Here is a 24,434-nt window from a genome sequence, read left to right as displayed (position 1 = left end):
TCTTGATAACTTATTTGTGCCTCCAATTACCTCATGGTACATAGACGAAATACGTATTTATCGGACCATTTCCATATTCAACCTGTAGAATAAAGAAGTCTCCACCAAGGGTTCCCCCTCCCTTCGAGCTATCGATACAGAAGAGGACAGGTGTTTCTTCATTCCCGTCGAAGGTCGGATTGGATTGAAGCGTTTCAAAAGGCTTAGTAACAACTAAACCATCGCTCGAATTATCCTCAAGAAATACGGAAACTGGGTTGTTCTTGTTTTGGCTACCGCTCCAGAAACTAATCCGTCCTCTTTCCCACTCTCGGGGTTGCGATCCAGAATTATTGAATGTAACTGTTAGTGGTGTTCCCTTTGTATTGGGGCATTTCCCGGTAGCATCTGTGCCGTTGAGAAATACAGTCCCGGAACCGGCTGGATTAATAGTAAATGGACTCGTCGGCCCGAGGCCACTACTATCTGTGTTCTGCACTTTGAACTCGACCTCTGCGTTCTCCTTCTTCCCTGGGGTAAATCCTGGGTCTCCGGGTGTACTGCTACCGAATGTAACATCAGCAAACTTCGGATCCTGGCTGATGCCGCTGATATCACTGGTAGACTCGATAAGGAACGTCACCTGTCCTTGCTCGTCAGTGATATCATTCCCTACGGCCGATACAGTCACATCTGATGATTCGGCTCCGGCATCAAGCGAAACTCCACTGACTGGGTTATTGAATTTATCCCTGGCCTCAACAGTGAAGGTACCCGTACCTCCCTCCGGGACAGAGGTCTGCTCACCTCTGACTACAGTAATATAATGCTTCTCTGGGTCCGATGTCTGCGATCCAATCCCGAGTTTTGTCAACTTCACGGAGTATTCCGTTCCTTTCTCCATGAAGATGGTGAGCTGTTTGAATTCTCCACTGCCCGTATAGTCACAGTCCACGATGAAGCGGCCGTCATCATTAGTCGTAGAGGGGTCTAAATCGGCGCATTCAGTGGCTCCACTGTCAGTAGAGTCGATCTCATCACTCAACAGAGTCCCGACCCACTTCTCTTCCGACAGTCGGGTCTGAATAGAGACCTGGACTCGGCCTGTTCCAGACTCTTGCACCAATACCCGGTTCGATGAAGCACTGAGAGTCTTGATATCAACAGAGACAGAATCAGTGGAGGCTTCCCTAAAGTCGCCCTCTATACCGATTAGATTGATACTCTTGCCGCTGACTAACGTCTGTTCTGAACTCGTGATGGTATCAGCGTCCTCGAATTTTCGGTAGAACACCGAATTCTCGATGACCATCTCGGGACTCTGGGAATGGAAATTGTAAGATGGTCGATATATGAGCGCTCGAGTCGGGAATGCAGGACTGGTAGTACCTGTGCTACTATCTCCTATGTAATCCTGTGTCTCTGGATTAGTTGCCTCTACGTTTTTAAGTGAGAGGTCGGAACCTGGGTCTACTGTTCTGAGGCTACCGCTAGGCGATGCTGGATTGATTGCAAGATAGCGTGCTGGGTATCGCGGGCCAAGCTTAATTCTGGTAGATTGCCCTTCGCCCAATGAAGACGCCTGTTGGATATTATTCCGTAAATTCGCCATATCTCCTTCAACTTCTTTACTATGTTGGAACTCTATCTCGGCATTCGCCTGTGGAACGAGAACTGTCTGATTGAGTCCCAGCAGTAGGACGACAAATCCAAACACGAATACCGCCCCTATAACTTCGGACTGTCCCCTGTTGTCCCCCCTCAGTACCATAGAGGGTGTCACTCTCTGACGGGCCTAAACTTTTCGCCGGACAGGAGATCCCTCTAAGTGGATTTTTCCGCCCAGGATAGTTTTCATTTCAGATTAATCTTCTTGCATGGAGGGCTCTTATTCGGCAAATACGATGCGGGCAGCAACACACTCACCGATGCTATCTTCTCACAACCCCCGACTCAGAATATTCCACAACCGGTTCTGCCGCTTCCGAATCGCGGCAACGGGCGACACCACCTCGTACTCCCTCCCCATCACGCTCGGCGATACCCTCCATCTCGAAGTCGCCGAGCGTCTCCTCGACGGTCGCCTCGGTGAACAGCGTCTGGCTCGCTACCGCCGCGGGCGTGGTCGGCTGCTGGCGGAACGCCATGAGGTAGACGGTCACGCGCTGGGGTAACTCGAAGAGGTCCACCAGAAGTCATCGACGAGCCTGCCACTGTCCCCGCCCAACCTTCACCTTCGATAACCGTCAATACCCGTGCGTTTATCAGTTTCCACGAGTACCTGTCGGCAATGCGCTGTGGGTGTTATCCGGTGACAGAGCCCAAGGTATGCGTGGTGGACCGGGGTAGGGGGGAGCGCCGTGCTTCCTGAACTCTGGCAGGTCGGGCTGGTCGCGAGTGCCGTCATCACGGTGTCGTTCGCCGCGATCGCGATCCGGCTGGTACTCGACCTGACGCGAACCGAGCAGTGGTCGGGGAACCCGCTCGGCGTTGCGACGATGCTCATCTTCCTCACCTGTGCGGCGAGCCACGGGGTCCGGACGGTGCAGTTGCTGGGGCCGGTGCTGGGCGTCGGGAGGCTGCCGGGGCTGGCCTCGCACGTCGAGTACAACTGGGCGCACATGGTGGTGCTCGACCTCCTGACGGCGTCAGCGGGGGCGTGGTACTGGACGATGCGCCGGCGGTATCCGACGCTCGCGCGGGGGGCGTCGCTGTTCGAGGACCTCCGGAGCCGGAACCGGCAGGCGCTGGCGGTGCACGACAACATCGTCCAGGGGCTCTCGCGGACCAAACTCGCGCTGGAGGCCGAACAGGACGAACTCGGGGAGGAGGCACTGGAGGAGACCCTCGAGGAGGCCAAGACGATGATAACCGAGCTCATCGACGAGGAGGGGACCGAGGGAACGCTCCGCCGGGAGGACGACTGAGATGTTCGGTGTCGAGCTGTGGGTCGTCGGCGTGGTGGCGACGACGCTCATGTGGGTGAGCTACGTCGGCATCGCGGCCACGCTGTTGCGCGGGCTGCTGGAGGGGCGCCAGTGGGCCACCAACCACCTCGGGATGGCCACCGCGCTCATCTTCGCCACCTGTGCGGCCGGCCACGGGATGCACACGATGCACGCGCTCCTCCCCGTGACCGGGACGGACCTCACGCTCGGCTCGGCCGCGCGCGTCGTGTTCGGCGACCCCCGGCTCGTCGTGGTCAACGTGTTCGCGGGGGGCGTGGCGGTGTGGTATCTCTCGTTGCGGAACCGGTTCAAGCTCATCTGGCGTGGCTCCGCGCTGTTCGACGACATGCGCGAGCGCCAGGAGCGGGCACTGGATATCAACGACAGCGTCGTCCAGAACCTCTCGCAGGCGAAACTCGCGCTCGACCAGGGCGACCGCGAACTGGCGCTCGAACTCGTCGACGAGACCCTCGACGACAGTAAACACCTCATCACGGAGATCCTCGGCGAGGAGGGCTCGGAACTGGCCTTCGAGGCGGGTGAGATACACCGACCGGACGCCGCCGACCTCTCCGACGCCACCGACGGCGGGGGGTCGTCGTGAGAGCCGCGACGGTGGTGCTGGCGGGGCTGGTGCTGGCGCTCCTCGCGACCCCCGTCGCTGCCCACCCGTTCCTCGCGTCCAGCGACCCGGCACCGGGCGAGTCGCTCCCCGAGGGGGCCAGCGTCGTCATGCTGGAGTTCGGCGAGTCCATCGACGCCGCGACGCTCGAGGTCACGGTGACCGACGGTCAGGGTCCCGATCTCGTCGAGTCGGTCGAGACCACCGGCGACGCCCGGACGGTCCGGGTGACGACCGCGTCGCTGTCGCCCGGGACGTACGAGTTGGCGTGGCGCGTGACGAGCACGGACGGCCATCCCGCGACCGGGACGCTCGCGTTCACCGTCGGGTCGGGTGGCGGCGGCGGTGCTGCCGGCGGCGATGCCAGCGCTTCGGATAGCGCGGCGCCCTCGTGGGATACGGTTCCGGGTGGTGCCGTGGCGCTGTTCGCGGAGACGCTGGCGGGCTGGGGGCTGCTCGTCGGCGCGCTGGTGACCGCGGGACTGGCGTTCGTCGGCACCGTCGTCGAGCCGACGGTCCCCCGGGCCTGGCGCTCCGCCGTGGTCGGAACGGCCGGTCTCGCCGTCGCCGGCGGGCTGGGCGTGGTCGCCGCGCTCGCCTATCGCCACGGCGACCTCGGAACCGCCGTCGGAACGACTGGCGGCGCCGTCCGGGTGGCTGGCGTCGGGCTCTTCGTCGCCGCCCTCGCTGCTGCGGTCGTCGCTCGCTGGCGACCCCGGGCCCGACGCCGCCCCGGACTCGGGGGTGACTTCCACGGCGGCGCCTTCGCCGGTGCGGGGGCGCTGGCGCTCGGCGGCCTGCTGGCGGATTCGTTCGCCAGTCACGGACTCGCGGGCGCGAGCGCGATGGGTATCGAGGGGGCCTGGGTCATGCTCGTCGGCCTGGTCCACACGTCCGCGGCGGCGGTCTGGTTCGGCGGGCTGGTCGGTGTCAGCCTGACGGCACTCCGGGCCTCGCGGACGGACGCGCTGGCCGCGGCCCGCCGGTTCTCGCCGTGGGGCCTCGGGGCCGTCGTCGCACTGGCTGTCACCGGTGTCGTCTACGCCGACGCGCACCTGCTCCGGTGGAGCGACCTGCTGACGACCCGGTACGGCGGGCTCATCCTGCTGAAGGCGGGGCTCATCGTCGTCCCGCTGGCCTTCGCCGTGTACCACCGCTATCGCGTGCTGCCGTCGGGCCGGGGTGACCGACTCCGGCGGTCGGTCCCGATGGAGGCGCTGGCACTCGCGGCGATGCTCCTGCTGGCGGCGCATCTCGCGGCCCACCCGCGGCCCGCCCACGACGTGGCCGACGCCGACCTCGACCGTGGCCGCTGGCAGCAGGTCGAGCGCGGCGAGTACCGGTTCACGCTGGTGACGCCCGACCCGCCCCGTCCCGACGCTGACACGCCCGTCCGGTTGCGCGTCGACAGCCGCTCGCTCCCCGGCATCTCGCTGCCGACGCCCGAGGTGGTGGTCGACCCGCCCGGGTCGGCGACGCCACACTCGGTCGCGCTGGTCCGGGATGGCGGCGCGTGGCGGCTCCCGGACGATGTCCTCGACCGCCCCGGGGAGTGGGAACTCGAAGCCCGGCTCCACGGGCCACACGGCGCCGCGAGCGCCGACTGGACGGTCCGGCTGGAGCCGACGCCGGAGGTGACCGAGCCGTGAGTCGCTCCGACGAGACGCCGACGGTCCCACTCGAGTCGCTTCCGACCGCCGCGCTCGTCGTCGCGGACGGGCAGGTCACCGCCGCGAACACCGCCGCACGCGACCTGCTCGGCGACGGTCTGCAGGGGACCCCGCTCGCCAGGCTGTTCCCCGCAGAGCTGCCCGATCCAATCGCGGACGCCGCCGAACGACCGGCGGGCCCCGAGGCTGCATCCACCGGCCACGATACGGCGTCGTTCCAGCGCGTCCGGGCGACGCCCGTCGATGGTGACCCGGTCGAGGTGGCGGTTGCGCTCGGCGACGCCCCCGGCGATGGGAGCCTGCTTCTCGTGGTCCCCGCCGACCGGCTGGCCGACCACTCGGACGACCTCCAGCAGTTCGTCTCCGGCGTCTCGCACGATCTGCAACAGCCGCTGGGCGTCATCCGGGGGTACCTGGAACTGCTGCGGCCCGCCGTCGAGGACGAACTCGACGAGGAGGCTCTCGACCACCTGCAAGGAGCCCACGGTGCCGTCGACCGGGCCGAGACCCTCCTCGACGACCTCCTGACGTACGCCCGGGTCGGCCTCGACGAAACCGAACGGCCGGAGAGCGAGGCGGTCGACCTGAACGACATCCTCGACGAGGTGGTCGACGCGCTCCCGGCCCGCTGGGACGAGCCGGCGTCGGTAGACATCGGGTCGCTCCCGACGATTCGGGGGCAGCGTCATCGGCTCGTCCGCCTGTTCGAGAACCTCGTCTCGAACGCGCTGAAGTACCAGGACGACTCCCCACACCGCGTCCGTATCTCCGCCGAGCAGGCAGGAGCGGACGGCGACTCCGTCCGGATAACCGTCGCGGACAACGGCATCGGCATCGACCCGGACGAGGTCGACACCCTCTTCGACCTGTTCGAGCGGGGCAGCGCCGGCCGGGAGGTCGACGGGTCCGGTGTGGGCCTCGCGCTCTGTCAGGGTATCGTCGACGACCTCGGCGGTCGCATCGAGGTCGAGACCGAGCCCGGCGAGGGGTCGTCGTTCCACGTCATCGTTCCCCCGGGCGTGGTGGCCGAGCCGGCTCGGGTGGCCGACTCGAGCCCGGAGACGGCGACCGAGTCGGAGCTCGCGTCGGGGTCGGACGCGGATTCCGGGCCCCGCTCGGTCATCCTCGTCGACGACGTGGAGGGGCTCCGGTCGCTCGTCCGGACGGTGCTGGAGAAGACCGACCGGTACGAGGTGGTCGGCGAGGCCGGCACCGGCGAGGAGGGCATCGAGGTCGCCGCGGAGACGGAGCCGGACGTGGTCCTGCTGGACCTGTCGATGCCGCGGATGGACGGGCTGGAGGCGCTCCCGGAGATCCGCGATGTCGCGCCGGACGCGGACGTGGTCATCTACTCCGGCTTCCAGAAGGGACGGATGGTCGAGAAGGCCCAGGAACGCGGCGCGGTGGGCTACATCGAGAAGGGGGCGAACCCGGGGGAGATAATCGAGCAACTGGAGGCTGCCCTCGACGGTGACGCCGGCGACGGCTCCGACGCCCCCGAGTCGGCCGGCTCCGTCTCCTGAGGCTCAGAGCCCGCGGCTCAGCAGGTTCCAGAGCCGGTTCTGCCGCTTCCGGATGACCGTCACCGGGGAGACCACCTCGTACTCCTCGTCGCCGTTTCGCTCGGCGATGCCCTCCATCTCGAAGTCGCCCAGCGTCTCCTCGACCGCCTCCTCGGTGAACAGCGTCTGGCTGGCGATGGCTCCGGGCGTGGTCGGCTGCTGGCGGAACGCCGTGAGGTAGACGGTCACGCGCTGGGGTGACTCGAGGATGTCGACCAGCAGTTCCTCGACGAGACTGCCGCCGGGGTCGGCGTTCTCGGCGGTGTACTCGATCTCCTCCTCGTCGGGTGCTTCCTCGCGGGCCACCTCGAGGCGGTCCTCGATGGCCTCGATGGCGGTCTTGCGGGCCTTCCCCTCGCGCTCGCGTTCGAGGAGCCGCTCCAGTTCGACCGGCTCCCGGAGCTCGTCGACCAGGTCCTCCAGTTCCGCGACCGTGTACTCCGCCGGGTCGACATCGACCAGGTCCGCCTCGGTCACATCGTCGTCCGTCTCGAAGCCGACCATCCCGAACCCCTCGATGTCCATCTCCATGCCCAGCGTGTGGGTTCCCTTGCGGAGCCGGGGGGCGTCGATGATGACCTGGACCGTCTCCGCGAGGTCGAACGGGACGGGGTCGTCGGCCGAGACCGTCGCCGCCTCGACCAGCGTCCCGTTCGACAGCTCCAGCGTGATATCCTCGGGGTCGACCGTCTCGTCGTCCAGCGTCACGTTGCCGATCTCGTGGAGTTCCCCCTCGATGAGCCGGTTCTTCAGTTCGAACTCCACCCCGCGTGTCGTGTTCTGCAGGCTCTCCCAGGTGAACAGGCGCTCCAGGTACTGCTGGACGGACATGCCCGGCGCGAAGCGCCCCGCTTACTTCGTTCTTGTTGCTGCCACGAGCCCCGTTCCGCCGTGCCATGGTTCGGGACGGCTGCCCGGCGGCGGTCGCCCCTCGCGTGGCTCCGTGGCCGAGATTTAAGCGCCAGTGCTTCGCGAGGCGGGTATGAGCCTCGGGTCGGAACTCCGTGACGGGTTCGTCACCGGTCTCCTGCTGGTCGCACCGCTCGCGGTCACCCTGTTCGTCGTCCAGTTCGTCGTGCGCCGGCTGTCGGGCGTGCTGGACCCGGTCGTGGCGACGCTGGGCCTCGGTCGCGTCGTCAACGACACGCTCGCGGCGCGGGGGCTCGCGCTGGTCGTGCTCCTCGTCGGCCTCACGCTGCTCGGGCTGCTCGCGAGCTACGGGACCGGGCGCCGACTGGTCGACGCCATCGACCGGGCCGTCAGCCTCGTACCGCTGGTGAGCGTCGTCTACACCGGCGTCCGCCAGGTGAGCAACGCGCTCTCGGAGGGTGACACCCGCTTCCGCCGGGTCGTCATCGTGGAGTACCCGCGGCTGGACGTCTACTCGATGGGATTCGTCACCGCCGACGCGCCCGCGGCCGCCGACGAGGTCGCGGGTGAGAAGACCTCGACGGTCGTCGTCCCGCACAGCCCGAACCCGACGGCCGGCCACCTCATCTTCGTCCCCGACGACCGCCTCCACGAGACGGACCTGTCGGTCTCGCGGGCGGTTCGCCTGCTCGTGACGACCGGTGTCGCCGAGAGCGAGGAGGAGTTCGTGGAGATGCGGGAGGACATCGAGGGCGACCACCCGCGGGCCGCCGACTGAGCGGGCGCGGTCCAGCAGGCGCGGCCCGCCGACTGAGCAGACGCGGCCCGGCCAGCCGCCCCCGCCAGCCGCCCGCGTCGTCGGGCTTTTCCCCATGCCCGCCGCCTGCTCGGGTATGACCGACGACGCCGACCGCGACGCTGACACCGCCGACGCCGACGCCGACCCTGACGCCGACTCGGATGCCGACGACCGGATCGCGACCGAGGCGACCGAGGGGGCCACCGACCCGCTGGCGTGGGAGACGCTCGACTCGACGACCGACTACGACTGCCCCGGATTCACCGTGCGGCGCGACGAGGTCCGGCTTCCCGACGGCACCGAGACGGCGTTCCACAGCGTCGAGAACGGCGACTCCGTGGTCATCCTTCCGTTCACCGAGGACGGCGATGTGGTCCTCATCGAGGAGTGGCGCCAGTCCGTCGAGCGTGTGAACCGTGGCCTCCCGGCGGGCAACGTCGAGGGCGACGAGCCGCTCGCCGAGGCCGCGCGCCGTGAGTTGGCCGAGGAGACGGGCTACGAGGCTGCCGCCGTGGAGTTCCTCGTCGCCCACGAGCCCTCGAACGGGCTGCTGGACGCGACCTTCCACTACTTCGTCGCGCACGGCTGCGAGCCGACCGGTCAGCAGGCCCTCGACGACAACGAGTCCATCCGGGTGACGACCGCACGGTTCGACGAACTCCGTGACGCGGCGCTGGGCGGCGGGATGCGTGACGGCCGCTCGGCGCTCGGCGTGCTGCAGTACGCGCTGCGCACGGAGTAGCCCGGCAGTGGTCTGCCGGGACCGACGCTCTTTGGCGGCTGGGCCTCTCACCCCGGGTATGAGCCGTCGCGTGCCCGAAGCCGCCGTCCTCGTGGGAGTGGTGCTGTCGCTCTCGTTCGCGCTGTACGGCGTCCTGTTCGGCGACCCCCTCTCGACGGCGCTGGTCAGCGTGCTCGTCCTCTACGCCTTCGTCGGGTACGCCGTGAGGGTCGACGACGACCCGGCCGCGACCCTGCTCCCGGACCCGATGCTGGCGGCCGCGACGGTCGCCGGGGCGCTCGCGCTCACGTACGGGCTGGCGACGCTGCGCCCCTTCCTCGGGTTGCTGGTCGCGCTCGTGCTCGTCGTGCCGGCGGCGCTGTTCCACGCGACCCACGGCGAGTCGGTGAACCCGCTCCCGCCGGACGCCACGCTCGCGCTCGCGGCCGCCGCCGGCGTCCTCGTCCTGCTCGCGGGCGTCGCGCTCGGTCGGGTCACGGGCGACCTCGCCGGGATGACGAGCACGGCGGCCTTCGCCGCCGGCGTGCTCGTCCTCGGGGCTGCCGAGTACCACACCCGGCGTGCCACGGCGCGGCTCCCTCGCCGGGTCGAGGGCGCCGCCGTCGTCCTGACGCTGGGCGGCGCGGCGCTCGCGGTGGGCTACTTCGCGTTCGTCGCGGACGAGGCGCTCGCGGGGCTGGCTATCGCGGTCACGCTGCTCGGCGTCGGTGCCTACTTCGCGCTCGTCGACGAGCGCCGTGAACGCGTCCGCCGGCGGCGACGCCGCCGTCGGGGTGGCGGCGGCTGGTTCTGAGGCGGTCAGGAAACGGGAACGAGACGCCGCGAGGAACCGTTCAGCTCGTGTCCGGCGTCGTCTGGATGTTGAACGTCTTGCGGATGACCTGGGTGAACCCCATCGAGCAGAGGAAGTACCAGACGATCCACACCTGGATGGGGCCGGCGACGCCGGCGGTCCACTCGCGCTCGCCCACCAGCGGGATGACCATCGTGCCCAGCTCGCCCGGATGCTCGCGGATCATCCAGTACATCCAGAGGAACACCGGGATGGTGAACAGCATGATCCAGACCATCGGGCGGAACTGCTCTTTGAACATGCCGAGGTTGTCGCCCATGGCCTCCATCTTCTCCTCCTGGATGCGGTCGAGTTCCTCCTCGTCGTCGCGCTCGCGGGCCTCCTTCTCGCGCTCCTGGATCTCCTGAAGCCGCTCCTGGTACTTGGCCATCTTCGAGGTGTCCATCAGGTTGTCCTGGAGGATGGTCGAGTACAGGCCCGTGAACAGCGAGAGAACGAGGATGACCGCGTAGAACGGGAGTGCGGCCTCCAGCGGCCCCAGCCCGATGTCGAGGACGCTCGCGATGGCGTTCCGGACGTTCGGGAGCGAGTAGCCCGCGAACAGGCCCAGCGCGCCGACCGCGGCCATCTTGTCGTACACCGACCACGAGGAGTCCTCGTCGTCGATGTCCACGTCCGATGACGTACTCGACGCGCTCGACGCGCCCGTGGTCGTCCCGCCGTCCGTGACGCTCGCCGCGCTCGCGCCGCCGACGACGGCCGCCACGTCGCCGGGGTCGTTGACCTTGCAGCCCCCGTCACCCGTCTTCTCGAGGACGCGCTCCTGGATGAGCCGGCTCCACTGTCCGGTCGTCAGGTCGTCGCTCACTGCCTCCCACGTCACCCGGCCACCCTCGGCCCGGTCGAGGACCGTCTGGAGTGCGTCGCGCATCTCCGGGTCCTCGTCGATGAGGGACTCCACTCGTTCTGCGGTCCGTGCCATTGCCCGCTCGTAGCCGTCGCCCGCTAATCAACCTTTCACTGTCCAGAGCATGCTCACGAGGTCCCCTCGGTCGAACAGCGCTGGTCGGAGGAATTCCCATGTGTGAAACCACCACACGAATTATATGGGTGGGTCCGCAACCCACGGAAGTATCCCACACGGTGTGGGGGGAGGGGGTGGACGCTGACAGATGGGCACGAGACAGCTTGACACGGCCGAACTGTACCGATTACTGGAGACCGTCGAGGACCCTGCGGCGAGATACCACATCAGGAACGCGATCCAGTACGCCATCGCGCTCGAGGAACACGGGCGACTCGGCCCACAGCCGATTCCGAAGTCCGAGTCGGACGCCGACACGGACCCGGACGCCGACCGGACCGGCGACGACTGAGCACGCGTCGGCCGCTGCCGAGGCCCGGGCCCCTCCCGCCGACCGGAAGACACTTGCTCGCCGGTTCCACGGTCGCCGACATGTCCGATACCGCCCTCCGTCGGACCATCCGGCGCTGCACCGCCCTCCTGCTGATACCCCTCTCGCTGTGGCCAGTGCTGTTCGTCGACTGGCTCCACACCACCCGCGGCCGCGAGTTCCTCCGCCCGGCACTGGCGTTCGGCGACGAGGCCGCCCTGCTGGTGCTGCTGGGCGCAACCGTGTACCTCCTCGGCAGCGTCTTCGCCGGGCTCGCCACCACGGAGCAGCGCCACGATACCGCTGCTGAATCCTCCGAGTGACATCTGCACCCTGGTTAATTACGGAATAATAGCTCGCTTTCGCGTTTTAGTCGCTACATAAGTGGAGAATGGCCACTATCCACGACGGATGATGCCCTCGAACAGTCCGGCCATGACGGTCGTGTCGTCGTCGGTGCGGACGGCCTCGAACGCCGCGGTGACCTCGACCCGGTCCCCGTGGTCCACGTCGACGAACGTCACCTCGCAGGCGATATGCTGGCCGGTGTAGACGGGGCGGCGGAACTCGAACTCCATCCGCGAGGCCAGCACGTTGAGGTCACCACCCACCTTCGTCGGGAGTGTGGCCGTGAGCAGTCCCTGCACGAGGAGGCGCCCTTCCTCGTCGGTCTCGACGTGGTGGTCCCCCTCGTCGCCGGAGACCGTCGTGAACGTGCGGACCTCCCCGGGCGTGAACGTCCGCTCGTGCGTGACGACGATGCCCTCGGAGAGGTCCTCGGGCGTGAGGTCGGTCATCGGTCGGAGTGTCGGGTGGCGGGGTGATGAGCGGTGGGGTGACCGCAGCGGTGGCGCCGGGGGTGCGTGATTACTTCTCCTGCGAGTGCCGGACCTGCACCACGACGCCGCGCGTCGAATCGACCATCGCGCGGCCGTGGGCCTGCGCGCGGCCGACGGCGAACGCCTTCGGCCCCTCGACGACGACCTCGTCGCCCACACGAATCGAGTCGTCCGCGTCGACGACGCCCGGCGCGAGGACGCTGCCCTGCGGGACGAACGCGTCGATCTCCACGCGCTTGGTCGGCACGTCGCTGCTGGCCCAGCGGCGCGCGCCCGCGAGCGTGAGCGAGAGCGTGCCGTAGTTGGGGACCATCGTGGCGACGTGGACGGCGCCGTCGTCGTCGGTGTCGTCGCCGGGCCGCGCCTCGATGCCGGCGTCCATCGCGCGTAATTTGGGGTAGCGACCGCCCGTCCGCAGCTCGCGGAAGAAGTCCTCGCCAGCGCCCTCGCCGAAGACGTAGTCCGCGAGCGCGCGGACGGTTCGGTGCTCGCGTTCGCGCTTGCTGAAGCGGTCCGCCCCCTCCAGCGCGCCCGCGAGGTTTGCCAGCGAGTCGTCCGTCGTCGGGTGGTCGTCGACGGTGAACTGGACCGGCGGCGCGTCGTCGAGGCGGTCGATGGCGCGCTCGACGATGGGGCGGTAGTCCTCGGGCAGGTGCGCGACGACGCGCGGGTAGTCGGCCCGGTCGAGATAGCGCCGGAGGACCGCCGCGACGAACTCGTACTCGGTCTCGGTCCAGCGCCCGGTCACCACCGAATCGTAGTGCTGGGCCGGGTACGTGGTCTCCAGCTCCTGGGGCACGATGCCGATGGGCGAGGTCATCGACACGGTGTGGGCGCGGTAGTCGATGGCGCGGTGGAACTGCGCGTGACTCTGTGACTCGCTGTACGGTTTGGTGGCCGAACAGGGGACCAGCAGCAGCGGCAGGTCGTCGAACCGCGGGACGTAGCGGCTCGTCACGCGGTCGGCGAAGCGCTGGATTTCCGGCCGCCGGAGGGTGTCGTCGGTCGCCGAGAGCATCGACTCACGGCGGAAGAGGGGGGCGCGCTCCTCGACGTAGGCGTACTCCTGGTCGAGGCGGCGGAGCACCGAAGTCGGGAACGACTCGTGGCGGCCCTGCCCTTCGAGGTAGTCGCGCAGGCGGCCGTCCCGGACCCGCGTGCGGACGGTCGCCAGCGCCGTCTCCAGCGCGTTGACGTTGTGCTCGGCACACGCCTCGCGGTCGAACGCCTCGCGCCCGCCCTGACAGGCCGGACACGCGCAGGGGAGCTCCTCCAGATCCTCCAGGAAGTACTCGCCGTCGGTCGTCTGGTAGAACCCCTCGGTCCCGCGCACGTACGCGCGGTCGGCGTCCACGAGGTCCACGCCGGCGTAGACCAGCGCCGCGACGTTCGCGGGTGTCGCGCCCCCGGCCAGGTACAGCGCGCTGTCGTCCGGAATCGCGCGGCGGACGCCCGTGATGGCGTCGACGAACGACGCGGCGTGCCCCACGAGCGACGGGCCACCGGAGAGGACGTACGCGTCGGCGCCGTGGTCCGCGGCGGTGTCGGGCCCCACCACGACGGCGGTCGGGAACTCGAGGTCGGCGGCGTCCGGGGCGTCCTCGCCGGCGGCCACGCCGTCTTCGGGGTGCGGGCTGTCGCCGGTCGCGGCGTTCCCGGCCCCGCCGAACGTCTCCCGGACGCTGTCGGGCGTTCCTGGCGGCAGTGCGCGGTGCGGGAGCACCGTCAGCGCGTCCGGGTCCCCGTCGGGCGTCGCGCGGGCGGCGGCCCACTCGCTCCCGGCGTCGTGGAGCCGGTCCCCCACCAGTCCCGGCGTCCGGAGCGGGGTCGGGAGGCGGACCTCGCCGATGCGGGCCGCCCCGTCCCGCGCGTGGACCTCGAAATGGTCGGTCATACCCCTTCTCGCGGGCCGTGCGTCAACCCTCTTGCGTTCTGTGGGTGACCTCCCCCGCGGCTCCCGGCGCGGCCGTCCCCGGCACGGTTTTGCCGCCTGGCACCATCGCAGGAGCCGTGCGCCGGTTCAACCCCATCCCGCGGCGGTACGCCCGCGAGTACCTGGAGGCGGCACCGACGCTCGTCTGGCTCGTCTTCGGGACGCTCGCCATCGGCGTCATCGGCCTGCGCTGGTACGTCGACCGCGGGCTGGCGGGCGTCTCGACGTTCCTGTGGCCGCTGTTCGCGGACTCGCCCGCTGCCACGTTCCTGGGGTCGCTGGCCTTCGCCACCCTCCTGCCGGCGCTGGGGCGCCCGCTCGAGGACGCCCCGTTCAACCGCCCGCTCGCGTACCTGCACACGCTGGCGTTCGTCTGGCTCGTCGAGACGGGGCTCTGGACGCTCGTCGCGCTCAATCTCGGCTTCGGGGCCTACTTCCCGGACCCGTTCGCCTACTTCGGCGTCATCGGGAGCCACCTGGCGTTCGTCGCAGCCGCGTACCTGCTCCCGCACGCGGCGCGCACGACGCGTGGCGCGCTCGTGTTCGCGCTCGGCTGTGCGCTCGTGAACGACCTCGCCGACTACGGGTTCGGCCTCCACCCGCCGCTGCGGTACGACCCGGGGATGGGACTGGCTGTCGCGTCGGTCTGCACGTCGGTCCTCGCGGTCGCCCTCGCCGCCCTCGCGTTCGAGCGGATGCGTGTCTAAGCGACCGCATAAACGGTCTGCGGGCCGCTAAACGTCCCATTTCATCTCCAGTTCATTCCGTTCACGCGGCCGCCCGCCCGTGAACCGTTCGAACAACTGGCCGGGTTTTAGCCGGTGTGGCGGATAGGTGGTGGTGATGAGACGAGCCTCGATCCTGATTGCGGTCGCCGTGGTCCTCGCTGCCGTCGGGACCGGTGCGGTCGCCGGCGCCAGCGGGGCCCTTCCGGCGGTCGCCACGCAGGAGGCAACACCGACCCCCACGCCGACGGCGACCGACGGGAACGAGACGAGCACGACCACCGCGAACGAGAGCGAGGCCGACGGGAACGCCTCCTTCGGCCTGACGGTCGCCTCCTTCGCCCAGGCCAGTGCTGCGGAGGCCGAGGGCGAGGTGCAACACGGGATGTTCACGGCCGCGGTCAACCGGACCGACGGGCAGGCCCGGGCCGCCGTGGTCCGCCAGCGGACGACCGAGCTGAGCGAGCGCGTGGCCCAGCTCCGCGCGGAGCGGGCCGAACTGCTCGCCGAGCGCAACCTGACGGTCGGCGAGCGGGTCCGGGCCGCGCGGCTCGCGACCCGGGCCAGCCAGCTCGAACAGAACGTCAACCAGACCGAGTCGGTCGCCGAACGGGTCGGCGTCAACGAGACCCGGCTGGAGCGGCTCCGGACGGAGGCCGGCGAGCTGACCGGCCCCGAGGTCGCCGAGATGGCCCGCGGGCTGGCCGGCATGCCCGACACGCCCGGCCGGAGTGGTGACCAGGGCCCTCCCGGGGAGCGCGGCCCGAGTGGTGATGCCGGGCCGCCCGGCGAGCGCGGCAACGGGGCCGGTGCCGAGGAGGACGGGAACGTGACCGACGGCGAGCGCGGGCCGCCGGACGAGCGCGGGAACGACGACGCCGGCGCCAACGCGGGCGGCGGCGCATCGGGTGACTCCGGCAGCGACGACAACGCCAGCACGAGCGGGAGCGCCGGCGACGACACGGGCGCTGGCGATGGCTCCACGGGCGATTCCGACGGCTCCGACTCCACCGATAGCTCCGGGGACGGTTCGGGTGGCGATTCGGCCGACGGGGGGTCCGGGCCCCCCGGTGACGGCAGTAGCGCGGGCGGTTCCGGTGACGCGTAACGGTAGACACGCTTTTTCCTCTCGGCGACCTCCTCCCGAGTAATGGACTCGGCGGCGCTGCTCGATCTGCTCGGGAACGAGAACCGGCGGCGCATCCTCCGGCTTCTGGCGCGCAAGCCCTGCTACGTCACCGAGATATCCGAGTACCTCGGCGTGAGCCCGAAGGCCGTCATCGACCACCTCCGGAAACTGGAGGAGGCGGGTCTCGTCGAGTCCCGCGTCGACAGCCAGCGGCGCAAGTACTTCTCCATCGCCCGGAACCTCCGGCTGGAGGTGTCGGTCTCCCCGTACGGCTTCGGGACGAAGTCGGCCTACCCCGCCAGCCGCGGGTTCGACATGTCGCGCTGTCGCTACCTCTCGCTGGATATGGGTCTCGACCCGAACGCGGCAGCCGGGGACGGTGAGGACGACGCTGACGGCGAAGGGCGCCCGGGCGGCGACCTCGCGTCGCTGGCTGGCGAACTGGGGCGGCTGGAGGCACTGGAGAACGAACTCTCGATGGCCCAGCGGTGGGTCCAGGGCCGGCTCACCGACGTGATGGACGACCTCAGCGAGCGGTTCGACGACCTCGGCGGGATGGAGGGCCGGTTCTACGCCGAGGTGGCCGCGGCGGTCGCCGATGGCGCGGCGGCGCCCGAGCGCATCGCCCGGCAGGTCGATGCCTCCCCCGAGGCCGTCGACGAGGCGCTCCGGCTGCTCGCCGACCACGGCGTCATCGAACGCACGGAGGACGGCTGGCAGGTCGCCGGGGACTGACTCCCGACGGGTCGCGTCGACGCTATCGCGCCGCTCAGACTCCCCGCGTCAGCCCGTCGTGCAGGTCCCGACCGAAGTAACAGCCCAGCACCGCCGCCAGCAACCCGGCCGTCCCGCCGACGGCCGCCAGCGGCACCGTCAGGTCCGCCACTGCGGCGATGAACAGTTGACTGAGCAGCGTGCCAGCCGCCGCGGTCCCCGCCCCCGCGACCGCGAGTTCGAGGTAGTGGCCGTGCCCCACCAGTCCCAGTCCGAAGGCCGCGACGAAGATGCCGACGAGCCCCGCGATGCCCCCGAGCGGGACGACGAGGCTCGCCGCCACGAACGCGACGATGGAGACGACGAGCGACAGCCCCAGCCCCCGTATCGTGAACCGCGGCAGGGGGAGCGAGGGCCGGGAGAACGAGGGGCGCGACGGGAGCCGCGACCGCAGACCGCCGCCGGACGCCGTCTCGTGGTTCGACGATCGCTCTGCTGGGTCGCCCCGGTCGCTCCGGTCGGACTCCTGGTCCTCCGACAGGAGGCCGTCGATGTCGACCTCGGAGTCGTACTCCAGTTCGTCCGACCGGCTCATACCCGACGGTGGGGCCGGCGGACGTATCGGTCTTTCTCCGGTCGTCGTTCGGTGGGTCCGACTCCGAACGCCGACGGAACTGGGTTCGTTCTCCGGACGCCCCCGATGGAACTCACGTGAGAAATCCCGTGGTAGCTGCGCTCGCTAGTCCTTCTTCAGGTTCTTCAGCCGGATGCCGTCGTCGACGAGTCGGCGGTTCCCCTCGCGTTCGAGGCGGTCGGCCAGCCCCTCGTGGGTGGTGAGCTGTCGGACCAGGTCGGCGTAGAGGTCCCGCCAGGCGATGGCGTAGGCCGGCGACTGGCCCCACGCGCGCAGCTCCGGGACGAAATCGTCGTAGGTCTCGATGCGTGCTTCGAGATGCTTGACCACGTCCAGCACCTCGGCGGCCACCTCGGCCGCGTCGTCGGCGGTCTCGATGGTGGCGTTGACGTGGCGCTCGAAGCCCGCCACAGCACGTTCCATGTCGCGCGCGGCGTTCTCACCGTCGCCCGGCAGTAGCTCGATGACCGGCTCCGGGATGGTCAGCTCCACCTCGTCGATGTCCATACCGGCGCTACGCCACCCGGGCAGGTAAAGCCTCGTCGCCGACCGCCCGGAGAACGGTACCGGACCGCCGCCGTCGCCTCAGACCTCGTCCTCGATGGCGGCGTGGAGCTCCTCCCAGACCTCGTCGGGGGCGCCCTCGCCGTCGATGCGGACGAGGTCGTCGCGGATGTCGTAGTGGTCGATGACGGGCTGGGTGTTCTCGTCGAACACGTTGAGCCGCTCGCGCACCGTCTCCTCCGTGTCGTCGTCGCGCTGGATCAGTTCGCCGCCACACTTGTCGCAGACGCCCGCCTCCTCCGGCGGGCTGAACTCGACGTGGTAGTTGGTGCCACACTCGTCACAGATCCGGCGGCCGGTCAGGCGCTCGACGAGCTCCTCCCGGGGCACCTCCAGCAGCGCCACGACGTCCAGCTCGGTGATCTCGTCGAGGTACTTCGCCTGGTCGAGGTTGCGCGGGTAGCCGTCGAGGACGTAGCCGTCGGCCTCCTGGAGCGCCGTCTTGACGATCTCGTTGACGACCTCGTCCGGAACGAGTTCGCCGGCGTCCATGAAGCCGCCCGGCGTGTCGTACTCGACGTCGAGGTCGGAGATGTCCATCCCCTTGTTCGAACGGAGCGCGTCGCCCGTGGTGACGTGGTCGACGCCGTACTCCTCGACGATGTTGCTCGACTGCGTACCCTTGCCCGCGCCCGGCGGCCCGAGCAGCAGGATGTTCGGCTGGCTCATGGCGCGCCGTTCGGCCTACCGGGTTAAAACATTGCAGAAACCGTTCCGCCGTCGGCTCGACCGGGAGAGGGGCTACTCCGACGCGAAGGCGAGCCCCATCCAGTTCCCCCAGCCGGCGATGGAGCCGAACAGCGGCCCGAGCGCGTGGTTGACGTAGTAGTAGCTCCCGCCGGCCTTCGGCATCGCGGTTCCGAGTTCGCTGGCCGACATCGCGGTGAACAGCGAGATGACCCCACCGACGACGAACGAGAGCGCCACGATGGGGCCCGCCGCGACCGCCGCCTCCCCCGGCAGCACGAAGATGCCGGCGCCGATCATCGTCCCGGCGCCGATGGTCAGGGCCGCCAGCGGCCCGAGGTCCTTCGCGAGCTCCTCGTCGCCGCTCATGATTCGGGTGACGGGAGCGACACCACGGGGAGGTCGTTCTCGGTCACGAGTCGTTCCGTCCGCTTTCCGGTCAACAGGCTCAGCAGGGTCCCCCCGCCGCGGGGAACGAACGCCACCGCGGTCGCGTCGTACTCCGCGGCCGCGCCGAAGATGCCCTCGACGACATCCGTGTCGTACACGATTTCGGTTTCGACCGTCGCGGGGACCGCCACGTCGTCGAGCGTCTGCTCGAAGGCGTCGAACGCCTTCTCGGCGTGGAGCTCACGCTGCTCGACGCTGGCCTTGTCCGCCGCGCCGCCGGCCTTCTCGACCACGTAGACGAGCGACACTGTCGCCGTTCCCTCGAGGAGCGGCGCGAGCGCCCGCGCGGTCATGCGGGCGTCCTCGTCGTCGGCGACCGGGACCACCGGTGCTCCGAGCAGGTCGGTCACCCGGACCACCCCCGGTTCGGACGAGTTCTGGACGTGCCGTGGCGGTGGCTCCGCGAACTTTGCTGCATATCCGCGGTGATGCCCCCATCCCGTTTAGCGGTTCGGGTCGCAGGGCGTCCCGTGAATCAGTACGTGGACGGACGGTCAGAGGCACGCGCCCCGGTGGTCTGGAGAAGGCGGGTGACCGCGGGACGAGTGAGAATCGACCGTGTAATGGGCGCCATTATGTGTCATATGGCTCTTATTGGGTCTGGAGTAGTGCATCTGGGCTAGAGAATCCTGTATAATCCGTTTGTGGTCTCCGCTCGACGCTATCGTGGTGCTGCCGGAACTTCTCGCCGTTCCGGTCGCCGCTGCCGCCGGAGGTACTCGCCGGCCGCGAGCGGCGAGAGGACCGCGAGCCCGAGCAGGCCCCAGACGCCTCGCTCGACCATCGGCGGGAGCTCGTTCGGGGCCGGCGGGTCCCCGACCACGATGGCGCCCTTCATCCCGATGTCCTCCAGCGTCGAGCAGGCGTACTTGCTGATGCCCTCGCCCTCGAACCGGCGGCTGAACGTGTCGCCGGCCTCGCTGAGCCGGGGGCTCGCGTAGCCGAGTCGCTCGTCGACCACGTCGTGTTCGGCCTCGCCGGTCCACTCCCAGACGACGGTCGTTCCGGAGTCGACCTTGACCGCTGGCGGGTCGAAGGCGTACATCCCGCCGTTGCCCTCGGTGCCGACGGCGATGCGGATCTCCTCACGCCCGGTCATATCGACCGTCCCATCGTAGTTGCTCACGCCGTCGAGCCAGTGGCCGTAGATGGGCTCCTCGGCCACCGTCTGGGCCGACCCCACGCCGAGGTCACCGACGACGACAGCCCCCTTCATGCCCATCTGCTCGTGGGGCACGCAGACGTAGTAGTGGACCCCCTCGGTCTCGACGGCCTGCTCGAAGGTGTAGCCCCCCTCGTCGGTCAGCTCGCTCTCGAAGGCGCCCCCGGTCTCGGCGACGTTGTGGAGGCCGCCGTCGCCGGTCCACTCCCAGACGACGGTCGTGCCGGGGTCGACCTGGATGGCGGCCGGGCCGAAGCCGAACGCGCCGCCGTTGGCTTCCGACCCGACGGCAACGCTGACCTCGGACTGTCCGCGGTAGTCCGCGACGCCGTCGTAGTTGCCCACGTTCGAGAACCAGGCCTCGAACTCCTCGTCGGCCGCCGCGGCCGTGCCGGCCCCGGCGCCGACGCCGGTCGCAGCGAGGGTCCCCGCCAGCGCGGCCGTCCGGAGGAACCGCCGCCGCGGCATCGTGGTGGATGTGTGCTCGGTCATACCTGCTCCTCGGCGCTACCGGGGGTAACACGCTTCTGTGATTCTCGACATATAGGAATGTGTATGTGTATATATTCGTGGCCGGGGCCTCTCTCAGGCTGTAATCATGAACCAACCCAACACCACGCGACGACGGATGCTTCAGGGGATGGGTGTCGGCGGCGCTGCGGCTCTCGCCGGCTGCTCCGGGCGCCCGGGTCTCAGTGCGGTCGACCCGAACACGGGCGGAGAGCCGGCCGAGGCAGCCGACCTGGAACCGGCGAAGGCGGTCGATGTCGACCGTGTCGCCGCGGACCCACGGGACCTCCCGCCGCCGATCACGCGCGACGAACCCGCGGTCGTCCCGGTGACACTGGAGACGGAGGAGGTAGTCGCGGAGATCGAGCCCGGCGTCACGTTCACGTACATGACGTTCAATCGACAGATTCCTGGGCCGTTCGTCCGGACCCGCGTGGGTGACACGGTCGACCTGACCTTCCGCAACAACACCTCCAGCACGATGGCGCACAACGTGGACTTCCACGCGTGCCGTGGCCCCGGCGGCGGCGCCGAGGCGACGACGGTCGGGCCGGGCGAGGAGACCAACCTGAAGTTCAAGGTGACCTACCCGGGTGCGTTCATCTACCACTGTGCGGTCGCGAACGTCGACTACCACATCTCCAGCGGGATGTTCGGCATCATCCTCGTCGAGCCCGAGGAGGGCCTGCCCGAGGTCGACCACGAGTTCTACCTCGGCCAGCACGAGGTGTACACGAACGGTGACACCGGTCAGGAGGGCCACCACCAGTTCGACTTCGAGAAGATGGCCGACGAGAACCCGACCTACTCGCTCATCAACGGCGAGAAGTACGCCATCACCCCCGGCAAGTACGACGAGATGAACGTGAAGACCGACGAGACGGTCCGCATCTTCTACGGCGTCGGCGGCCCCAACCAGTTCAGCTCCTTCCACGCCATCGGCTCGGTGTGGGACGAGGTCTGGAGCCAGGGGTCCATCGCCTCGGAGCCCCAGCGCTACGTCCAGACGACGCCGGTCCTGCCCGGCAGCACGGCCATCGTGACGATGCACTCGCCGGTGCCGGGCGGCTACAAGCTGGTCGACCACGCGCTCTCGCGGGTCGCCCGGAAGGGCGCGCTCGCGATTGTGAACGTCGAGGGGCCCGAGCCCCCCGAGGTCTTCGACCCCGCCGAGTAGCCCGGCACGCTCCCCTCCTCGTCTCCGTCTCCTCCTTTCCTGTCCTTCCTCCACTCGGCTTCCCCGGGCTGTCTCCGTGCCGGCCACGCACATCACCGTCGTGCCTTTATCACTTGCACCCGTACCGTGCAGCGATGGCGAACCTCGAACTGTACGAACTGGAGGGCTGTCCCTACTGCGCGAAGGTCATCGACAAGCTGGACGAGCTCGGACTCGAGTACGAGTCCCACATGGTCCCCCGATCGCACGACGAGCGGACCGAGGTGAAGGAGGTCTCCGGACAGACCGGCGTGCCCGTCCTCGTCGACGAGGAGCACGGCGTCGAGGGGATGCCCGAGTCCGACGACATCGTCGAGTACCTGGAGGAGACGTACGGCAGCGGCGCGGCCTGAGGCCGGCGAACCCTTTTACGTCGCGGTGTCGACCGTGCCGTATGGTCCCCGAGTGGTATCGCCGTTTCGACGAGCAGTATCGCTCGCTCGGCCTCGTTCCGCGATTCCTCGTGCTGTTCGTCTCCATCTCCGCCGCCTCGGCTATCGGCCGGATGCTGCCGTACGACGGTCCGTACCGCCTGGGCGTCCAGATCGGCGTCGTCACGGTCGTCGTCCTGGTCGTGCTGGTGGCGCTGGTCGCCGTAATCGCCACGGTGCGGGGGTGGCGTGACGGGAACGACCGGCGGCGCCGGGACGACGACCGCCGGTGAGAGCCCTCCCACTGTCGACGTGTCCCCCGCCTACCGCCACACCCGCGGGTCGCCTCCGGTCAGCCGGACGCCGACCAGCAGCCCGACCCCGACGCCCGCAACCGGGAGCACCCCGAGCGGAACGACGCCCGCAAGCAGTGCCCGCCCACCGACCACGAGTGCGTAGCCCAGCGCCAACCAGCCGGCCCACGCGGCGGTCGCATGCCCGTGTGTCGGCCACGCTATCGAGGGGTCGGGCTCCTCGTCGGGCAGCGGTGGGTCGTTCCACCCCTCGTCGGACGGTGGCATCGCCCCGTCAGAGGCACTCCTTGTACGCCTCCAGCGTCCGCTCGACATCGTCCTCGGTGTGGCCGTGGGAGACGAAGTTGGTCTCGTACTGGTTCTGCGAGACGAGCACGCCCTCGTCCAGCATCCGCGGGCGGAAGATGCGGGCGTAGCGGTCCGTCGCGGCCTCGTCCGTGTCCGTGCCGCGCTTCGGACACGAGTCGTAGCGGTCGCACGAGGGGTCCTGCCGGCAGCCGTTCGCACAGCACTCGCTCTGTGACGGGCCGTCCGCGCGCGTGAAGATGACCTTGAACATGGAGTCCAGTCCCGTCACCGTGTACGCGGGTGCCTGGTCGGCGACGATGTCGGTGAGTCCCTCGCGGAGCTGCCGCCCCAGGTCGTTGACGTGGTCGTACACGTCGTTCTCGGCACAGTAGCGGAGCGTCTCCAGCCCGGCCGCCATGGTCACGGGGTGTCCGGAGAAGGTGCCGGCCTGGAACACGTCGCCCGAGGGCGTGAACTGCTCGATGTACTCGGTCTTGCCGCCGATGGCGCCGACCGGGTAGCCGCCGCCGATGATCTTCCCGAACGTCGTGATGTCGGGGTCGATGTCGTACTTCCCCTGGGCGCACTGGAGGCCGCCGACCCGGAAGCCCGTGATGACCTCGTCCCAGATGAGCAGGGCGCCGTGGCCCTCACAGAGGTCCGCGACGGCCTCGTGGTAGCCCGCCTCGGGCGTGACGATGCCCATGTTCGCCTGGACCGGCTCGATGAGGACGCCCGCGATGTCGTCACCGTGCTCGGCGAACACCTCCTGCATCGCTTCCTCGTCGTTGAACGGGACCGGGAGCGTATGCTTCGCGAACGACTGCGGGATGCCGTTCGTGGACGGCCGGTGGTGGTCGGCGTCGCCCTCGACGAGCGTGGACTCCTGGGCGCCGTGGTAGCCGCCCTGCATCACGACGATCTTGTTGCGTCCGGTGATGCCCCGCGCGAGCCGCACCGCCGAGACGGTCGCCTCCGTCCCGCTGTTGACGAAGCGGAGCATCTCCACCGAGGGGACGTGGCGGCAGACGAACTCGGCGTGCTCGACCTCGATCTCGGTGGGCATCCCGTACATCGGCCCCTCGCTGGCACGGGACTGCACCGCCGCCTGCACCGGTTCGGGCATGTCGTGGCCCAGCAGCATCGGGCCCAGGCCCATCACCCAGTCGACCAGCCGGTTGCCGTCGGCGTCGATGACGTGGCCGCCGTCGCCCCGCTCGACGAAGGTGGGATACGGCTGGGGGGCCGCCCGAACCGAGCTGTTCACGCCGCCCGGCAACACGGACAGCGCACGGTCGTAGAGGTCCCGCGAGCGCTCGCGATTCATACGCCGGTCTACTGCCGGGGGGCGAAAGTAGCTTGCTCACCGCGCCCGGCGCCGGGTCGCTCTCGAACCGAGGCGTAGCCGATTCACGACGGCCGAGCCTCCCCGAACGGATGGGATTACAATCTAGCGTCTAGATGGGGAATTCTTAGACGCTCATCCATGGATGTCTCTGAGAAGTGTAGCTATTGCCTC

The 24,434-nt window shown here is 68.7% G+C and carries 28 protein-coding genes and 1 pseudogene; 15 read left to right on the top strand and 14 right to left on the bottom strand.

Annotated elements, in window-relative coordinates; all coding sequences use genetic code 11:
- Positions 1 to 31: 31 nt before the first annotated feature.
- Complete coding sequence (locus tag NL114_RS06745) at positions 32 to 1,750, bottom strand: Ig-like domain-containing protein (protein WP_254824026.1); 1,719 nt, start codon at positions 1,748 to 1,750, stop codon at positions 32 to 34.
- 160 nt (positions 1,751 to 1,910) lie between these two features.
- Positions 1,911 to 2,168 (bottom strand): hypothetical protein, encoded by a 258-nt coding sequence (locus tag NL114_RS06740; RefSeq protein ID WP_254824025.1) that lies wholly within the window; start codon positions 2,166 to 2,168, stop codon positions 1,911 to 1,913.
- A gap of 171 nt (positions 2,169 to 2,339) precedes the next feature.
- Between NL114_RS06740 and NL114_RS06735 the strand changes: the two genes are divergently transcribed.
- From NL114_RS06735 to NL114_RS06720, 4 genes are read left to right on the top strand one after another with little or no spacing between them, the layout of a single operon-like run.
- Entirely contained in the window at positions 2,340 to 2,906 is a 567-nt protein-coding gene (locus NL114_RS06735) for a hypothetical protein (protein ID WP_254824024.1), read from the top strand.
- A gap of 1 nt (position 2,907) precedes the next feature.
- Positions 2,908 to 3,531, top strand: coding sequence for a hypothetical protein (locus NL114_RS06730; protein WP_254824023.1), 624 nt, complete (start codon positions 2,908 to 2,910; stop codon positions 3,529 to 3,531).
- Complete coding sequence (locus NL114_RS06725; RefSeq protein WP_254824022.1) at positions 3,528 to 5,198, top strand: copper resistance CopC/CopD family protein; 1,671 nt, start codon at positions 3,528 to 3,530, stop codon at positions 5,196 to 5,198. The genes NL114_RS06730 and NL114_RS06725 overlap by 4 nt, the downstream gene beginning before the upstream one ends.
- Entirely contained in the window at positions 5,195 to 6,742 is a 1,548-nt protein-coding gene (locus tag NL114_RS06720) for an ATP-binding protein (protein ID WP_254824021.1), read from the top strand. The genes NL114_RS06725 and NL114_RS06720 overlap by 4 nt, the downstream gene beginning before the upstream one ends.
- Before the next feature lie 3 nt (positions 6,743 to 6,745).
- Here NL114_RS06720 and NL114_RS06715 read toward each other — a convergent pair whose 3' ends face one another.
- Positions 6,746 to 7,612: a hypothetical protein gene (locus NL114_RS06715; RefSeq protein ID WP_254824020.1), complete on the bottom strand. Its 867-nt coding sequence runs from the start codon at positions 7,610 to 7,612 to the stop codon at positions 6,746 to 6,748.
- A gap of 151 nt (positions 7,613 to 7,763) precedes the next feature.
- On the opposite strand from NL114_RS06715, the gene NL114_RS06710 reads away from it, so the two are divergent.
- The 3 genes from NL114_RS06710 to NL114_RS06700 all read left to right on the top strand — a co-directional run bounded on the left by NL114_RS06710 (position 7,764) and on the right by NL114_RS06700 (position 9,985).
- A complete protein-coding gene (locus NL114_RS06710) occupies positions 7,764 to 8,429 on the top strand; it encodes a DUF502 domain-containing protein (RefSeq protein WP_254824019.1) in 666 nt (221 codons plus the stop codon).
- A gap of 115 nt (positions 8,430 to 8,544) precedes the next feature.
- The gene (locus NL114_RS06705; RefSeq protein WP_254824018.1) at positions 8,545 to 9,192 is read left to right on the top strand and encodes an NUDIX hydrolase; all 648 of its coding nucleotides are present in this window, start codon (positions 8,545 to 8,547) and stop codon (positions 9,190 to 9,192) included.
- A 58-nt stretch (positions 9,193 to 9,250) separates the two neighbouring features.
- Positions 9,251 to 9,985: a hypothetical protein gene (locus NL114_RS06700; protein WP_254824017.1), complete on the top strand. Its 735-nt coding sequence runs from the start codon at positions 9,251 to 9,253 to the stop codon at positions 9,983 to 9,985.
- 40 nt (positions 9,986 to 10,025) lie between these two features.
- On the opposite strand, the gene NL114_RS06695 is transcribed toward NL114_RS06700, so the two are convergent.
- Positions 10,026 to 10,967, bottom strand: a complete 942-nt coding sequence (locus tag NL114_RS06695; RefSeq protein WP_254824016.1) for a DUF106 domain-containing protein — start codon at positions 10,965 to 10,967, stop codon at positions 10,026 to 10,028.
- Between the two features lie 190 nt (positions 10,968 to 11,157).
- Here NL114_RS06695 and NL114_RS06690 point away from each other — a divergent pair, with 190 nt between their 5' ends.
- Entirely contained in the window at positions 11,158 to 11,361 is a 204-nt protein-coding gene (locus tag NL114_RS06690; RefSeq protein ID WP_254824015.1) for a hypothetical protein, read from the top strand.
- Between the two features lie 80 nt (positions 11,362 to 11,441).
- Positions 11,442 to 11,702, top strand: coding sequence for a hypothetical protein (locus NL114_RS06685; protein WP_254824014.1), 261 nt, complete (start codon positions 11,442 to 11,444; stop codon positions 11,700 to 11,702).
- Between the two features lie 75 nt (positions 11,703 to 11,777).
- Here NL114_RS06685 and NL114_RS06680 read toward each other — a convergent pair whose 3' ends face one another.
- Both NL114_RS06680 and arcS read right to left on the bottom strand, forming a co-directional pair.
- Positions 11,778 to 12,176, bottom strand: a complete 399-nt coding sequence (locus NL114_RS06680; RefSeq protein WP_254824013.1) for a hotdog family protein — start codon at positions 12,174 to 12,176, stop codon at positions 11,778 to 11,780.
- A 70-nt stretch (positions 12,177 to 12,246) separates the two neighbouring features.
- Positions 12,247 to 14,112: an archaeosine synthase subunit alpha gene (gene arcS, locus NL114_RS06675; protein ID WP_254824012.1), complete on the bottom strand. Its 1,866-nt coding sequence runs from the start codon at positions 14,110 to 14,112 to the stop codon at positions 12,247 to 12,249.
- Between the two features lie 116 nt (positions 14,113 to 14,228).
- On the opposite strand from arcS, the gene NL114_RS06670 reads away from it, so the two are divergent.
- The 3 genes from NL114_RS06670 (at position 14,229) to NL114_RS06660 (ending at position 16,740) form a co-directional block, all read left to right on the top strand.
- A complete protein-coding gene (locus NL114_RS06670; protein ID WP_254824011.1) occupies positions 14,229 to 14,858 on the top strand; it encodes a DUF1405 domain-containing protein in 630 nt (209 codons plus the stop codon).
- A gap of 136 nt (positions 14,859 to 14,994) precedes the next feature.
- A complete protein-coding gene (locus NL114_RS06665; RefSeq protein ID WP_254824010.1) occupies positions 14,995 to 15,984 on the top strand; it encodes a collagen-like protein in 990 nt (329 codons plus the stop codon).
- A gap of 42 nt (positions 15,985 to 16,026) precedes the next feature.
- Positions 16,027 to 16,740, top strand: a complete 714-nt coding sequence (locus NL114_RS06660) for an ArsR/SmtB family transcription factor (RefSeq protein WP_254824009.1) — start codon at positions 16,027 to 16,029, stop codon at positions 16,738 to 16,740.
- A 34-nt stretch (positions 16,741 to 16,774) separates the two neighbouring features.
- On the opposite strand, the gene NL114_RS06655 is transcribed toward NL114_RS06660, so the two are convergent.
- From NL114_RS06655 to NL114_RS06630, 6 genes and pseudogenes are all read right to left on the bottom strand, one after another.
- The gene (locus NL114_RS06655; RefSeq protein WP_254824008.1) at positions 16,775 to 17,314 is read right to left on the bottom strand and encodes a DUF8526 domain-containing protein; all 540 of its coding nucleotides are present in this window, start codon (positions 17,312 to 17,314) and stop codon (positions 16,775 to 16,777) included.
- Between the two features lie 144 nt (positions 17,315 to 17,458).
- Positions 17,459 to 17,854, bottom strand: coding sequence for a DUF7971 family protein (locus tag NL114_RS06650; RefSeq protein WP_350355417.1), 396 nt, complete (start codon positions 17,852 to 17,854; stop codon positions 17,459 to 17,461).
- An 84-nt stretch (positions 17,855 to 17,938) separates the two neighbouring features.
- The gene (locus NL114_RS06645; protein ID WP_254824006.1) at positions 17,939 to 18,586 is read right to left on the bottom strand and encodes an adenylate kinase; all 648 of its coding nucleotides are present in this window, start codon (positions 18,584 to 18,586) and stop codon (positions 17,939 to 17,941) included.
- A gap of 78 nt (positions 18,587 to 18,664) precedes the next feature.
- Positions 18,665 to 18,973, bottom strand: a pseudogene (locus NL114_RS06640) (amino acid permease); the annotation flags it as partial.
- Positions 18,970 to 19,404, bottom strand: a complete 435-nt coding sequence (locus tag NL114_RS06635; RefSeq protein WP_254824005.1) for a universal stress protein — start codon at positions 19,402 to 19,404, stop codon at positions 18,970 to 18,972. The gene NL114_RS06635 and the pseudogene NL114_RS06640, both read right to left, overlap by 4 nt.
- A 311-nt stretch (positions 19,405 to 19,715) precedes the next feature.
- Positions 19,716 to 20,708, bottom strand: a complete 993-nt coding sequence (locus tag NL114_RS06630; protein WP_254824004.1) for a halocyanin domain-containing protein — start codon at positions 20,706 to 20,708, stop codon at positions 19,716 to 19,718.
- A gap of 106 nt (positions 20,709 to 20,814) precedes the next feature.
- On the opposite strand from NL114_RS06630, the gene nirK reads away from it, so the two are divergent.
- The 3 genes from nirK (at position 20,815) to NL114_RS06615 (ending at position 22,606) form a co-directional block, all read left to right on the top strand.
- Positions 20,815 to 21,903 (top strand): copper-containing nitrite reductase, encoded by a 1,089-nt coding sequence (gene nirK / locus NL114_RS06625; RefSeq protein ID WP_254824003.1) that lies wholly within the window; start codon positions 20,815 to 20,817, stop codon positions 21,901 to 21,903.
- 134 nt (positions 21,904 to 22,037) lie between these two features.
- Entirely contained in the window at positions 22,038 to 22,295 is a 258-nt protein-coding gene (locus NL114_RS06620) for a glutathione S-transferase N-terminal domain-containing protein (protein WP_254824002.1), read from the top strand.
- 41 nt (positions 22,296 to 22,336) lie between these two features.
- Positions 22,337 to 22,606, top strand: coding sequence for a hypothetical protein (locus NL114_RS06615; RefSeq protein ID WP_254824001.1), 270 nt, complete (start codon positions 22,337 to 22,339; stop codon positions 22,604 to 22,606).
- 30 nt (positions 22,607 to 22,636) lie between these two features.
- Here NL114_RS06615 and NL114_RS06610 read toward each other — a convergent pair whose 3' ends face one another.
- Together NL114_RS06610 and hemL are read right to left on the bottom strand one after the other, a co-directional pair.
- A complete protein-coding gene (locus NL114_RS06610) occupies positions 22,637 to 22,894 on the bottom strand; it encodes a hypothetical protein (protein ID WP_254824000.1) in 258 nt (85 codons plus the stop codon).
- A 7-nt stretch (positions 22,895 to 22,901) separates the two neighbouring features.
- Positions 22,902 to 24,242 (bottom strand): glutamate-1-semialdehyde 2,1-aminomutase, encoded by a 1,341-nt coding sequence (hemL, locus tag NL114_RS06605; RefSeq protein WP_254823999.1) that lies wholly within the window; start codon positions 24,240 to 24,242, stop codon positions 22,902 to 22,904.
- Positions 24,243 to 24,434 lie beyond the last annotated feature (192 nt).

The sequence above is a fragment of the Haloglomus halophilum genome (genome assembly GCF_024298885.1).
GTDB classification, from domain to species: domain Archaea; phylum Halobacteriota; class Halobacteria; order Halobacteriales; family Haloarculaceae; genus Haloglomus; species Haloglomus halophilum.
This window is presented reverse-complemented; position numbering and strand designations above follow the sequence as displayed.

Coding starts and splice junctions, on each gene's coding strand:
- NL114_RS06660 (WP_254824009.1), top strand. CDS start 16,027: ATGGACTCGGCGGCGCTGCTCGATCTGCTCGGGAACGAGAACCGGCGG.
- NL114_RS06690 (WP_254824015.1), top strand. CDS start 11,158: ATGGGCACGAGACAGCTTGACACGGCCGAACTGTACCGATTACTGGAG.
- NL114_RS06630 (WP_254824004.1), bottom strand. CDS start 20,708: ATGACCGAGCACACATCCACCACGATGCCGCGGCGGCGGTTCCTCCGG.
- NL114_RS06610 (WP_254824000.1), bottom strand. CDS start 22,894: ATGCCACCGTCCGACGAGGGGTGGAACGACCCACCGCTGCCCGACGAG.
- NL114_RS06715 (WP_254824020.1), bottom strand. CDS start 7,612: ATGTCCGTCCAGCAGTACCTGGAGCGCCTGTTCACCTGGGAGAGCCTG.
- nirK (WP_254824003.1), top strand. CDS start 20,815: ATGAACCAACCCAACACCACGCGACGACGGATGCTTCAGGGGATGGGT.
- NL114_RS06615 (WP_254824001.1), top strand. CDS start 22,337: ATGGTCCCCGAGTGGTATCGCCGTTTCGACGAGCAGTATCGCTCGCTC.
- arcS (WP_254824012.1), bottom strand. CDS start 14,112: ATGACCGACCATTTCGAGGTCCACGCGCGGGACGGGGCGGCCCGCATC.
- NL114_RS06745 (WP_254824026.1), bottom strand. CDS start 1,750: ATGGTACTGAGGGGGGACAACAGGGGACAGTCCGAAGTTATAGGGGCG.
- NL114_RS06695 (WP_254824016.1), bottom strand. CDS start 10,967: ATGGCACGGACCGCAGAACGAGTGGAGTCCCTCATCGACGAGGACCCG.
- NL114_RS06730 (WP_254824023.1), top strand. CDS start 2,908: ATGTTCGGTGTCGAGCTGTGGGTCGTCGGCGTGGTGGCGACGACGCTC.
- NL114_RS06645 (WP_254824006.1), bottom strand. CDS start 18,586: ATGAGCCAGCCGAACATCCTGCTGCTCGGGCCGCCGGGCGCGGGCAAG.
- hemL (WP_254823999.1), bottom strand. CDS start 24,242: ATGAATCGCGAGCGCTCGCGGGACCTCTACGACCGTGCGCTGTCCGTG.
- NL114_RS06700 (WP_254824017.1), top strand. CDS start 9,251: ATGAGCCGTCGCGTGCCCGAAGCCGCCGTCCTCGTGGGAGTGGTGCTG.
- NL114_RS06710 (WP_254824019.1), top strand. CDS start 7,764: ATGAGCCTCGGGTCGGAACTCCGTGACGGGTTCGTCACCGGTCTCCTG.
- NL114_RS06665 (WP_254824010.1), top strand. CDS start 14,995: ATGAGACGAGCCTCGATCCTGATTGCGGTCGCCGTGGTCCTCGCTGCC.
- NL114_RS06620 (WP_254824002.1), top strand. CDS start 22,038: ATGGCGAACCTCGAACTGTACGAACTGGAGGGCTGTCCCTACTGCGCG.
- NL114_RS06680 (WP_254824013.1), bottom strand. CDS start 12,176: ATGACCGACCTCACGCCCGAGGACCTCTCCGAGGGCATCGTCGTCACG.
- NL114_RS06685 (WP_254824014.1), top strand. CDS start 11,442: ATGTCCGATACCGCCCTCCGTCGGACCATCCGGCGCTGCACCGCCCTC.
- NL114_RS06705 (WP_254824018.1), top strand. CDS start 8,545: ATGACCGACGACGCCGACCGCGACGCTGACACCGCCGACGCCGACGCC.
- NL114_RS06655 (WP_254824008.1), bottom strand. CDS start 17,314: ATGAGCCGGTCGGACGAACTGGAGTACGACTCCGAGGTCGACATCGAC.